The organism is Bdellovibrionota bacterium (assembly GCA_035292885.1).
GTDB lineage: Bacteria > Bdellovibrionota_G > JALEGL01 > JALEGL01 > DATDPG01 > DATDPG01.
The window spans coordinates 1-12,291 of the sequence record DATDPG010000095.1 but is presented as its reverse complement, the minus strand read 5'-3'; the positions used below and the strand labels follow the sequence as shown (position 1 = coordinate 12,291).

Here is a 12,291-nt window from a genome sequence, read left to right as displayed (position 1 = left end):
GGCCTGGGGCACTTGGGGGTTCAGTTTGCACGAGCCATGGGTTTCTACACCGTAGCCGTTTCTCGGGGGCCGGACAAACGGAAGCTGTCGGAGGAGCTCGGAGCCCATCAATACATAGACGCCGCCTCGCAGAATATCGGCGAGCTCTTGGGCAAAGTCGGCGGGGCGAAAGTGATTCTGGCCACAGCACCGAATGCCGGCGCGATTTCGGCGCTCGTCCCCGGACTCGGCTTGGACGGACAACTTCTCATTGTGGCCGCGCCGTTCGAACCGATCTCGGTGAGCGCTATCGATCTCATCATGCGGAATGGCAGCATAAAAGGATGGGCATCCGGTTCAGGACAAGATTCCACGGATACAATGAGGTTCGCAAAGCTTCACAACCTCAAACCGATGATCGAAGAGTTTCCACTGCAGCAGGCCCAAAAAGCTTACGAGCACATGATGTCGGGGAAAGTCCGGTTCCGTTCGGTCATTCGGATGAACTAGAAGCTTCCGTTTATACGGCTATGGATTCGGTATCGGAGTCGCCGAAGGGGCCGACTGCATCCGTTCGCGATCGTAACAACGTTGAAGCGCTTGATTGCAGCTGGAAGCGAATCCGTAAGTGCTGTCTAAGTAGGTGCCTTCGAAGACGGCCTCCGTACCGGGAGCCTCAGAAGAGCCATCCTGGATGCGCCCGCCGGTTAGACAAGAGGAATGTTGCCGTTCGCATGCTTCATATCCATGCATATGAACGCCGCCGAGATCTGCCGGACGTGAAGGGGCCGGGGCGCAACCGCAAAAGAAAAGGAGCGAGATCGTAATCCAATCGATGTGTAGCTTCATTCAGCGTTTTCTTATACCGGCATTCTTGCGGAAAAGGAAAATCAGAGTCGCGACGGTTACCTCCTGTTTGGTAGAATACGCGGGAACGCCGTGAGCTTCGTCCAAAATGGGTGGCGCCAAAGCCTTCGACCGACGCATCATCCTTGCCCGCCTTGACACGAGTGGTATGGGCTGGCAGCTTGCGCGCATATGCTTCAACCCTTTCATTTGGCGATTCCCGTTCGCGATCTTGAACGGTCTCGCCGATTCTATACGGAAATTCTCGGCTGCACGGAAGGGCGAACGAACACTCATTGGATCGATTTGAATTTCTTCGGACACCAAGTGGTCTTGCATCAGGTGGAGACGGGGAACGTTCCCCCCAAGTCGAACCCGGTGGACGGCCACGATGTTCCCGTGCCTCACTTTGGAGTTGTGCTTGAATGGGACCAATGGCACCGATTTGCGGATACCTTACGTTCCAAGAGGGTCGAATTCATGATCGCGCCGACGATTCGATTCAAAGGGCAGCCCGGAGAGCAGGCCACGCTTTTCTTTCTCGATCCGGACGGTCAGGCGCTCGAGTTCAAATCTTTTCGAGATTCATCCAAATTGTTCACGACCTGCTTCTGAAAAGTTTCATCTATAGACCGCTACACGTTGGGAAAGAGGTGTAGAAACGATGGCGATGCGATAGGAAACGCGGCCGATTTTCTTGAACGTAGTAATGACTCTGTTACGTTAATAAAATGAAACCAAGAATCGCTCTCAGTATTCTATGTTTGATGGTCCTATGCTCCTATTCCTGTGATGATGAAGGAACAGAAGCAGATCAACGAGGAGTAGGTTCTGAGTGTTCCATAAACGAAGACTGTACGGAGGAAGGCCAGGAGTGCCTCGATTTCAAAGGCGGGTACTGCGGTGTCAAAGACTGCACGCAGGACGAAGAATGCCCCGAAGGGTCGCGTTGTGTGGCCCACACGGATGGAGTGAACTATTGTTTTTTGGTCTGTGCTGACAAGCCCGAATGTAATCTGAACCGTTCCGTAGAAAATGAATCCAACTGCTCCGCCAACATTACGTTTGTGGAGGCACCACAGGCGGAAGTGAAGGCTTGCGTGCCTCCTTCCGGTGAGTAAGGATATATTTTCAAAGTATACGCCCTAAGTTTGCTCCTGATGCTGTGGAGCCGCGCTGTGTACGCCGGGCCACCTTCAGTTATTTCCGGAAAGCCGATGACTTCTGCACAAGTAGCGAAGAAACTCGGGGCCGCTGCGATGAGTGGGATAATGAAACACCGTGGTGCCGATCTGGAGGAGCCACCTTTTTCGTGAGATCGATCGTGCTCTCACTTGAATGTAAGGCCCGAGAGTCCTTTCAATATAATCTTCTGACCGGCGACGAAGGCACGGCGTTTGACTTCCTGCCAATCCGTGTACGGTTCCTTCAGTCCTTTGTATGCACGTAGATCAGTTTGAGACAGGTCCCACGGTTTTGGTTCGGACAACTGGATGGCGAGTTGCTGGGTGACTGAATTCCCTTCCTTCTGAGGATAGAGCCGATCGAGAGAGGCGAGCGCGTTCTGTGCTTGTTTGACTCCGATATGATCGAACAGCGCCACAAAATCGACAAAATCACGCGTCGTATTTCGCCGGAGGATCAGGTACGCCTTGATCCGGATCATTTCCTCAACCGTCGGTACTCTTAAACCTCTAACGGTTGTTGTTTCGAGCGGTGCCGAGCGTACAAGTTGCCGCACTCCTGTGCGAACGCCCTTGAAATGGCCGAGAATCATGACGGGCGGTTCCAATCTCTTGGTTCGCCAGCCCGCCTCGCGCTCCAATTTCCTCAGAATTTCCGCGAACCTATTTTTGAGATCGGCAAGAACATGATCCGCATCCACCGAGATACGATGCCCCACGTGAAGGGCGGCGGCGGTTCCTCCCACCAGGACCACCTCGGGGAAACGAGCTTGAAAGACCAATTGCGCAGAAAGGAGCCTCTCCCACTCCGGCAGATTTTGCGTAGTCTCTTTCCCTGTTTTCTTCACGGGAGAGCGTGTTGAACATTCCGGAGAAGGCCCATCCATAAGGGTGTGAGTCCGTAATACTTCGACGAGGACAGGACCCTTTCAAGAGCTTGGGCGACGGTACCAAAGGGACGGTTGGCGATTTCCTCATAAATTCCCCTCCAATCATGGAGCGATCCTTCGAGCAACACTTCTTCAAGATAGGCGGGGTTGGCGAGATCGGCGGTTTCGAACCTCACGCTCTTCATGATGGGGGGAGGACCATTCCACCGCGCTCGGGCGGCCCTGGATGCGATTTCCGAACGCCGTTCGGGGGATAGGTTTCGGGCGCGTATGCGGCCGCCGCGGCGGCCGGATTCCCGGAAAAACCTCTTTTTCATATGTATAAAATATGCTTAGGGGGCAAGGACGTCAATGTCTGCCTTTCAGTCGGTCTGGAACGCATTTCCCGTGGAAGATCGCTCGTTCACCTGGCGGGCCCAGCGTAATGGAATGGGCCCGTCCTCGTTTCCTTACGGCCTCCGTAAGGGCCGGAATGGTTCATGGTGGAATCATTCAATCGAAACGAGGAGGATCCAATGGAACAAGTTAGCGCAATGGGAATTGATTTGGCAAAGAACATTTTTGAGCTTCATGGAAGAGATATTCACGGGAGAGTCGTTTTTCAAAAGCGCGTTCGTAGAGCAGAACTGCGAGAGGTTGTCGCCAAGGTAAAGCCGCAGATGATAGTTGTGGAAGCTTGTGGAGGATCGAACTATTGGGCACGTGAATTTCAGAAACTGGGATGCGAGGTGCGGTTGATCTCTCCGCAGTTCGTAAAGCCCTACGTCAAGACAAACAAGAACGATCGAGCTGATGCGGAAGCGATCTGTGAGGCGGCGACACGACCGGGGATGCATTTTGTGCCGATCAAGAGTGTGGAACAACAGGACATCCAAAATCTTCATCGGGTTCGGCAACGGCTGGTTCAGAGCCGGACGGCACTGAGCAACCAAATTCGAGGATTGCTGGCAGAGTATGGCGTGGTGATTCCTCAAGGATCGGAGCGTTTCTCCCAACGACTTTCTGAGTTGTTACAAGGAGAGAGCGCCGAGATGAGTTTTCGCTGTCGAAAGATCATCGAGAAATTATCTGAGGAACTCCGTGCGGTGAAGAATCGGATCGTAGAGATGGAGTTTGAATTGAACGACATTTTCAAGACGAGTGAAACCTGTCGGCGACTGGAGCGAGTCCCAGGGGTTGGAACACTAACCGCCACCGCGATCCTGGCAGCCGTGGGAGATCCAAAAGTATTTCGCAATGGTCGGCAATTGTCCGCCTGGCTGGGTTTGGTTCCTCGGCAGCATTCCAGTGGTGGAAAAGATCGGTTGTTAGGAATCAGCAAGCGAGGCGATAAATATTTGCGAACCTTGTTAGTCCATGGTGCACGTGCTGTACTTCGACATCACAAAACCCGAAGAGATCACTTGGGCGAATGGTTGGGGCGATTGGAAACAAGACGCGGAATCCACAAAGCATGTGTGGCGCTTGCCAATAAAAATGCACGGGTCCTTTGGGCGTTGATGGCAACAGGCAAAGAATATCGCTTGAAGGCAGCATAAGAATCAAACATGAATTTTATTTTCCGAAGAATGCGAGGGTGAGTTCCTAGCGCGGCCTTCGGCCGCAACCAAAGCCGGATAGGTTTTGGCTGATTCGATAGAAGATTGTTGACGCTCCGTCACTGCACTACAGTGGTTTCGAGAAAAATCGCCATAGCGCAGGAGGAGCGTCATGAAACTCTTTGTACAGAAACATTGCCGATCCATCATTGGAATTCTTTCGGGCTTTGATCGGCTGGTTTTTCGAGGGACGCTCCGGCAGTTGGCATACGCCGAAGGGATGAAGACCTATCTTTCGTTTTCCGACATTCTTTTGAAGGATTTTTCTCGGCATGTGCAACAGGCAACGCAACAGGTCAAGGAAGGCGCCACGGCAGTGGCGGAGAAAAACAATCGTCCGCTGATCTACTTGGAATCCCCCCGGGAGAGCAAGGAGGAGATGGCTCAAAAGATCCTGCGCCGGGACAAGATTGAGCGAGGGCTCATCTGCGTGTTCACGGCGGTCGAGCCCTGTCGATCCTACGATATTTTTCGAAACCGGGAGAAAAAGAAGCTGGAGTTGGTCCTGCGCCGTCGGAAGTGTCTTCATGTCTACCAGTACGGCATCGACCCGGTCTTTGGCTTCATGAGCGCCCGCATTCAGACCTGGTATCCCTTCAACATCCAGATCTGCATCAATGGCCGGGAGTGGTTGTCTCGGCAGATGGACAAAGCCGGGCTGTTGTATCTTCGTCGGGACAACTGTTTTCCTCGGATCAACAACGTGGAGAAGGCCCAAACACTCATGGACCGACAGTTGGAGACGAACTGGCCCGACGATCTCGATCGCATTGCCGGGCGACTCAATCCCGCTCACCCGAAAATCTTCGGGGAGTTTGAAGCTCCCTACTACGGGTCCGCGTTTCAGACGGAATGGGCGACCGATATCATGTTCAAAGATCGCGCCTCGCTGGATGCGCTGTATCCCTCGCTCATTCATCACGGCCTGACCACGTTCCAGAGCCCGGATGTGATGCGCTTTCTGGGCCACAAGCTTTCCTCGACGGGGCACGTGGATGGCCATTTCCAGGGAGAAGTCGTCAGCGACATGAAGCATCGCACCGAAGGGGTTCGCACCAAGCACCGGATCAATGGCAACTCCCTCAAAGCGTATAACAAGGAGGGAAGTATCTTACGAATCGAGGCCACCATCAACGAGCCCGAGGGATTCAAGGTCTATCGTCCCAAAGAGGGGCAGGACAAACGAAAGCGGGAGTGGTTGCCCATGCGCCGGGGAATCGCCGATCTCCAACGCCGGGCCGATGTTTCCCAGGCGGCCAACAATCGTTACCTGGATACCCTGGCGGTCGTCGACGTTCCGGCTCCGGTGAAAACGCTCGTCCAGGACATCTTGAAACCCACCACGCTTCATAACCAGCGGGTACGAGCGATCAACCCAGGGTCGGAGAATGATGCCGCCCTTTTGGAGTCGGTAATGCGCGGAGAATTCGCGATCAATGGTTTTCGAAACCGGGACTTGCGGCCTCTGCTCTTCTCCTCCCCCTCATCTTCCGAAGAAGGGGGACTTAATCTTCAAACGGGCCGCCGAAGTCCTTCGGGGTCAATCCTTTGGCCTTGGCGGATTTTCTTCCTTCCTGCGCGATACTGCGAAGATGCCTCTGGGCTTGGTACTGTCGAAAGGCCTCTCGGAGAAGTTCACTGATAGTACGGTGTTCCTCTTTTGCTACTTTTTCGATGTCCTTGCCCATAGGGGCAGGAAGAGAAATGGTAATGGTTTTGGATGACGGCATATGCACCTCTTTTAATAATAAGAAAAATTCTTATATAATCTTACCCTATTTGAACTTGTAATGGAAGTCCGAACAGTTTAAATCGTGATGCCCGCAGACATATACTAAGGAGTTCATAAGTATACCGGCTTCTCAGGCTGCGTACTTGGTTTCCGGGGCTTGAAAGAACGAACGAATTTTTTCCGAATTCTTCTGCAAAGAGCGCATGTGTGACATCACCGTAACTTTCATCTGGTCCGGTCCGACGATGGCCGACCGCCCTACGCCGTTATTTTTGAGGTCATTCCAAACAAACTCATCCGGATTCAATTCGGGAGAGTACGGTGGAAGAAAGAACAACCGGAGTTTCCCGTGGGTGGATTTGACGAATGTGCTGACCTTTTTCGCTCGGTGAGTGGGATGTCCATCCACAATCAAAAAGATCGGTCGTCGCGCGTTGTGGATCAGGCGCCGAAGAAATTCACAGAATTGTTTTGCCGCCATCGTTCCGTGGATGACCATAAACTTCATTTCTCCGCGGGGACTGACGGCCGAGATGAGGTTCATTCCAAATCGAGCCCCGGTCACCCGAACAATGGGGGTTTGACCCCGTACGGCCCAGGTTTTTCCCGAATGAACGTCCGAACGCACTCCCGCCTCATCCTCAAAGTAGATCGTGGCCTTCAGCCGCTTCGCTTGGGCCTTGATTCGTGGAAATTCCTTCTTCAACCACTGCTCGACCAACGATCGATTTTGTTGATAGGCGCGAAATAACGGTTTCTGACAGGTGAGTCCCAGCTGGGCCAAGAGCCGACCCACCGATACCAAGCTCAAGTTGATTCTAAACCGTTTGGCAATCAACTGCCGGATCATTCCTCGTGTCCATAACGCATACGGACATTTGAGTTGCAGGGCATTTTTCATCGTGATCGTGTCGTAGATCCACCGGATTTGCTTCCCCGTCATTTTCTTGGGCCGTCCGTAAAGGGGTTTCGCTTTCAACGCGCCCCATCCGCCCACTCGGTATCTTGCCAACCAGTCGTAGATGCAATCTCGGTTAAATCCAAGCGATCGAATCACAACTTCCGGACTCTCTCCTGCCTGAACCTGTTCCACGGCTCGTATCCGAATCTGTTCCAACGTCTTGTGATCCAACTTCCGGGCATCATTCTTTCGCATGCCCTCTTATACCATATGACGGTATACTTATGAACTAATTCGTATTTCCGGCGTGCTCCTTAATATTTCCGGCTCAACCCGGATCACAGTGGGCCATTTGCGGGGGATTGAGGGAGCGGGGGTGGAAACGCGGCGATGATTTTGAGTTTCAGGTACTCCTCGTCCCGGTAGCCGTACGCTCTTCGTTGGAGGGCACGGATTTTGTTGTTGAGGTCCTAGACCATTCCCAGGCTGACCTTGTTCTGCGGATGACAATAGGAGGCAATCCCCTCCCAGTGGCGTTCGATCATCCGGGCAAATTTCTCGAAAGGCTGGAGGCGCTGCCACTTGAGGGGGTCGCGCCAATGTTCGAAAAACCGTTTGGCCCATCCTTCCTTGCGATAGCTCCAGAGCTGGCCAAACGATTCCTTGAGGAGATAGGCGAGATGGAGTCGTTTGTTGGCCTTGAGGAGCTTGCGCAAGGACCTCCGCCCGTCGCGATTTAGGTTCTCCCAGCCCGCCAGGAGCGTATAGCGCTGCCCCTTGATATAGGAGCGGTCTTTTCCGGGAGAGACGATGATATTCAGTCCGTCGCACGAGATCGAGCGCATCGTTCAAATGCCGCATGATATGGAACTTGTCGAAGATGATGCGGGCCTTCGGGGCGTTCTTTTGAAGAGAGTTTCGAAACGGTTTCCACATGTCCATCGCCGCCAGCTCAATGCTCTTCGATTTCCGCGGACCAAGCTGGAGGAAGAAGAGGTCCAGATCCTCCTCGCTTCGACCGGATCCTCCCACCCAAATGGGGCGACCCCGAACGAGGTCGCTGACGATGATGCGGTAATCGTGACCCGTACGAATCGCGATCGCGTCCACCCCAATCGCTCTGGGGGCAGGTGTCCCCGCTCGGGCGATCTGCCTTTGCATGTAGATCTTGTCGAGATCCTTGACCGTGTCTTCATGCAGACGCTCGACCTGGGCCACGGCTTTGTTGGTCATTTCCCGACACGGTGTGCCCACATGCATGGCGAATCGCTCGGTGTACCGGGGATTCTTCGCCAGCCAATCCAGCCGTTCTACAAACACCGCCTTGCACCGAGGACAAAAGACTCGCCAGCGTTCAAAGTCGAGATAGATTCGCCACCCGGCCACCGAAAGATCTCGCACACGGCAGATCCTCCGGTCGTATCGTCCCGGACAGCGATGCCCACAACCGGAACAGACCGCTGTTTTTTTCGGCGTCGAAGCGCAATCCCGCGCGCATACCGATCTCCCATCACACCCAAAAGCTGCGGCTGAGCAACAAATCCCGGAAGTGAAAATAACTCACGGATCGATTTCGGGCTCTTCATCCGCCCACCGTACTACGAAAAGGTCTCCCTCCAATCGCTTTTTCCGACCTCCTGCATCGGATGGCTCACGGCGATGGAAGACCTTGGCCTTTCGAACGGTGGAGCGCCGTTCGCCGGCCTCTTTCCGAGGACGGAAAGAGGCTCACCCGAAGAAAAGTAAACCCCCTTCTTGCGTCCAGGAACCTTTACGAACTCAACGATTAATCCTCGCTTTTGGACGCAAGAAGGTCGCAACCGGCGACTATGCCTTGCCAAAGGCACAACCGCTCATCGCCGGGCGCGAGGCCTCTCCAACGCCCACAAAATAGGACGGATTCTTACAACCTCGCATACCTCTCTCGCCCTCCATAGATCTGTCTTTGCGCCTTCCGCCCCGCGCAAATTACCCACTCAAACCCGGGTAGACCCATATTATTGTGATGTGAGGTTCTACTTAGCTGCACTTAGCGGTCCCAACGGGCAGTGTGTCGCACCGACTGACGATTGCCCTTGCAATGTTTTCAGATCCTGCCACATAAATAGGTTTCAACGGGTTTGGGTTGCATGCCTCTTTTATTCACATCGTCGGAACAAATGACCATTGGAGTCGAGATGGAATTGCAGCTGATCGATCGTAAGACGCACGATCTTACGGCCACAGCAATGGAGGTGTTCGAGCTTCTCGGCTCCGAGGGACCTCGTATCAAGCCGGAACTATTTCAGGCCATGATTGAGCTCAACACGGGGATTTGCCGAACGATCGATGATGTGCGCCGGGACTTGACGGACACGCTCGCCCGGTTGCGACAGGTGACTTCAAAGTTGGGGGTCGAATTTGCGTCGTCCGGTTCCCACCCGTTCGCAAAGCATCGGGAGCGAATTCTGTATCCGGCGGAGCGTTATCAGGCGCTCATCGACCGGAACCGCTGGATCGCTCAGCGCCTGATGATTTTCGGGCTTCATGTGCATGTGGGAATGCGTGACGGAGATCATGCGATCGCCATGATGAATGCGATTTCCCATTATTATCCGCATCTGCTCGCGTTGTCGGCGAGTTCGCCGTTTTGGCAGGGTTCGGATACGGGGCTGGCTTCGTCCCGGATCACGATCTTCGAAGCGCTGCCCACCGCGGGGCATCCCTGTCTCTTTACGGATTGGGAAGGCTTCGAGGCCTTTTATGATGCAATGGTTCGATCCAGGGCGATCAAGAACGTCAAAGACATCTGGTGGGATATCCGGCCGCACCCCGATTTTGGAACCCTTGAGATCCGGGTTTGCGATGCACTTCCCACGCTGTCGGAAACCCTTGCCTTGGTGTCGCTGACCCATTGTCTTCTGACCTGGCTGGATGGGGAGTATCGAGAGGGCAAAAAATTCGCGCCGCCGCCGGATTGGATTCTCAGGGAGAATAAGTGGAGAGCCTCCCGCTGGGGTATCGAGGCCGAGATCGTTGTCGACGCGGCCGGGCGGACCCGTCCGCTCCATGAAGACATTCCCCACCTCCTTCATATCCTTGAACCGATCGCCTCCGGCAACGGTTGTAAGCACGAGCTTTTTTATATTGAAGAGATGCTCCGGGTGGGATTGAGTTATCAAAGACAGCGCAAAGTATTTAAGCAAAGTTCATCGTTCGAGGAAGTTGTTTCGTCCCTGATTGACGAATTTGCAACCGATAAACTCGCTATCCTTTGAGTTTCACGGACCGCGGGAATGAAGGCGGAAATTCCAGCGTGCGAATCGGGAATGGGATTATGATTCGTTCTTTTCTGTATCGTTCGTGAAGCCGCTTGATGAATTCATGCTTAACCAAATACTGATCCACAAACTCCTGCGCCCTTAAAATCACGGTGAAATTGATACTGGAATCCGCGAACGTATGGTATCGGATGAACGGCTCAAATTCCGGAACTCCGCCATTTACGTCCCGCATCGTCTCTTTGGCCACTTCCACCGTGATCCGTTCCACGTGTTTCAAGTCGCTGTCGTAGTGAATCCCGAGATTTACGAGGACCGCGAGGTCTTTGGAGGGCAGGTAATAATTCGTGAAGTGGCTTCCGGCCAATTTGGTATTGGGTACGATCACGGTATTGTTGGGGAGCATTCGAATCCGCGTGGATCGCCAGCCGATTTTTTCGACATATCCCTCCTCGCCGCTCTCCAGCCGAACAAAGTGCCCCACTTCCATCGGCTGCTCGATGGAAAGGTAGATTCCGGAAAAAACATTGGCCAACGTGTCTTGAAGCGCCAGCGCTACGGCGAGTGAGCCGATTCCCAGGGAGGCGAGTAGAGGGGTAATCGATATTCCGAGGGAATCGAGAACAATGAGACCGCCCACGCCGTAGATGAGCGAATGAAGGATGGCTTGAACGATCGACGAAGATATCCGAAGAAAGGAACCTTTGGATTGCCGACGACGATAAAGGAGAAGCGCGATCCGATCGGCGAGATAAATTCCGATGACGACGAGCAGAATCTTGACGATCTGAGGAAGGAGATGCTCCAAACGCGGAGGAAGGGGTGCGAACTGACTTCCGACGGACAACGAAATCACGGCCACGACGACGTTCGCCGGGCCCGAAAGTACATGCATCATTTGATGGGCGAGTTCGGGGGACTCGTTCCCGCCCCACCGTCGGAGAAGTCGGAATAGAAGACGCTTGGCAATCCACAAGGAAAAGAAAGCGGCGAGGGTGAGGAGAACGGGCCAAATCCAAACGGTCATGGTACCGAAAGCGCTATCAAACTCAGCCGCGATGTCAACCGGAAGGTTTGTCCGGCCGCTCGACGATCGAGTCGGCTAATCTTCGGCCCATATCGGCTTCGATTTGAAGGACTTCCGAGGCGCCGATCGCGGCGAGAATGCGCGCATGGCGCGCCGTTTGAGCCCGCGCGATGACCTGCGCCACACCCACTTCCTTCAGAGCGGCCACGCAGAGCATGGCCGCCTCAAAATTGTCCCCCATTCCCACCACCGCGGCAGCGACCGAGTCGGCCTTAACGGAACGCAAACTTTCCACATCCGTTCCGTCGACCTGCGCGGCGTAGGTCACCCGATCCTTGATTTCCGAAACGCGAGCCATATCCTTATCAATCGCGATGACTTCACATTTGCGAATCGCGAGACTCTCCGCCAACGAAAATCCGAACCTTCCCAGTCCGATGATGAGAATTCGTTTGGGCACAAAGCCGATTCTAACCGACCGGAAGATCTTCGGTAGGAAAAACATGTTTCTGCACCCTATAGCGGCTGCCGATGGCCACGGCAATCGTGAGGGGTCCCACTCTTCCGGCGAACATCACCGTCACGAGAATCAGCTTTCCGGGAATACCGAGGAGCGGTGTGATCCCTGTCGAAAGGCCGACCGTGCCGAAGGCGGATACGGTCTCAAAGGCCAGGGAGAGAAAGCTGAAGGGTTCAAAGATAACCAGAAAGAACAGTGCGCCGAACACGATCGTCCCCGACATCGCTACGATCGACACCGATCTGCGGATCGTTTCTTGGGAGATCGATCGTCCCTGCAATTCAGGCGGTTGCCGGCGGAGCTCTCCGCGAAACGTGGCGGCCAACACGGCGGCGGTGGTGGTCTTGATCCCTC

Annotated in this window: 11 protein-coding genes and 2 pseudogenes; 5 read left to right on the top strand and 8 right to left on the bottom strand. The window is 54.1% G+C overall.

What is annotated here, in order from left to right:
* Both VI895_07550 and VI895_07545 read left to right on the top strand, forming a co-directional pair.
* Window positions 1–489 (top strand): zinc-binding dehydrogenase (locus tag VI895_07550; protein HLG19654.1); only part of this gene is annotated, 489 nt, incomplete at its 5' end.
* A gap of 528 nt (window positions 490–1,017) precedes the next feature.
* Window positions 1,018–1,440 (top strand): VOC family protein, encoded by a 423-nt coding sequence (locus VI895_07545; GenBank protein HLG19653.1) that lies wholly within the window; start codon window positions 1,018–1,020, stop codon window positions 1,438–1,440.
* Window positions 1,441–2,155: 715 nt separating this feature from the next.
* Here the strand turns inward: VI895_07545 and VI895_07540 are convergent.
* Together VI895_07540 and VI895_07535 are read right to left on the bottom strand one after the other, a co-directional pair.
* Complete coding sequence (locus VI895_07540) at window positions 2,156–2,857, bottom strand: nucleotidyl transferase AbiEii/AbiGii toxin family protein (GenBank protein HLG19652.1); 702 nt, start codon at window positions 2,855–2,857, stop codon at window positions 2,156–2,158.
* Entirely contained in the window at window positions 2,854–3,216 is a 363-nt protein-coding gene (locus VI895_07535) for a hypothetical protein (protein HLG19651.1), read from the bottom strand. The genes VI895_07540 and VI895_07535 overlap by 4 nt, the downstream gene beginning before the upstream one ends.
* Before the next feature lie 198 nt (window positions 3,217–3,414).
* On the opposite strand from VI895_07535, the gene VI895_07530 reads away from it, so the two are divergent.
* Both VI895_07530 and VI895_07525 read left to right on the top strand, forming a co-directional pair.
* A complete protein-coding gene (locus tag VI895_07530; protein HLG19650.1) occupies window positions 3,415–4,437 on the top strand; it encodes an IS110 family transposase in 1,023 nt (340 codons plus the stop codon).
* Window positions 4,438–4,609: 172 nt separating this feature from the next.
* Window positions 4,610–6,139, top strand: coding sequence for a hypothetical protein (locus VI895_07525; GenBank protein ID HLG19649.1), 1,530 nt, complete (start codon window positions 4,610–4,612; stop codon window positions 6,137–6,139).
* 220 nt (window positions 6,140–6,359) lie between these two features.
* Here the strand turns inward: VI895_07525 and VI895_07520 are convergent, their stop codons facing one another.
* The 3 genes and pseudogenes from VI895_07520 to VI895_07510 form a co-directional block, all read right to left on the bottom strand.
* Window positions 6,360–7,385, bottom strand: a complete 1,026-nt coding sequence (locus VI895_07520; protein ID HLG19648.1) for an IS630 family transposase — start codon at window positions 7,383–7,385, stop codon at window positions 6,360–6,362.
* Window positions 7,386–7,468: 83 nt separating this feature from the next.
* Window positions 7,469–7,975 (bottom strand): annotated as a pseudogene (locus tag VI895_07515) (transposase).
* Window positions 7,976–7,982: 7 nt separating this feature from the next.
* Window positions 7,983–8,672, bottom strand: a pseudogene (locus VI895_07510) (transposase).
* Window positions 8,673–9,259: 587 nt separating this feature from the next.
* Here VI895_07510 and VI895_07505 point away from each other — a divergent pair.
* Entirely contained in the window at window positions 9,260–10,387 is a 1,128-nt protein-coding gene (locus VI895_07505) for a glutamate--cysteine ligase (GenBank protein HLG19647.1), read from the top strand.
* Here VI895_07505 and VI895_07500 read toward each other — a convergent pair.
* From VI895_07500 to VI895_07490, 3 genes are all read right to left on the bottom strand, one after another.
* Window positions 10,377–11,417: a mechanosensitive ion channel family protein gene (locus tag VI895_07500; protein ID HLG19646.1), complete on the bottom strand. Its 1,041-nt coding sequence runs from the start codon at window positions 11,415–11,417 to the stop codon at window positions 10,377–10,379. The two genes, VI895_07505 and VI895_07500, sit on opposite strands and share 11 nt — an antisense overlap.
* Window positions 11,418–11,451: 34 nt before the next feature.
* Window positions 11,452–11,877 (bottom strand): TrkA family potassium uptake protein, encoded by a 426-nt coding sequence (locus VI895_07495; protein HLG19645.1) that lies wholly within the window; start codon window positions 11,875–11,877, stop codon window positions 11,452–11,454.
* A 10-nt stretch (window positions 11,878–11,887) separates the two neighbouring features.
* A partial coding sequence (locus tag VI895_07490; GenBank protein ID HLG19644.1) for a potassium transporter TrkG occupies window positions 11,888–12,291 on the bottom strand: 404 nt, incomplete at its 5' end.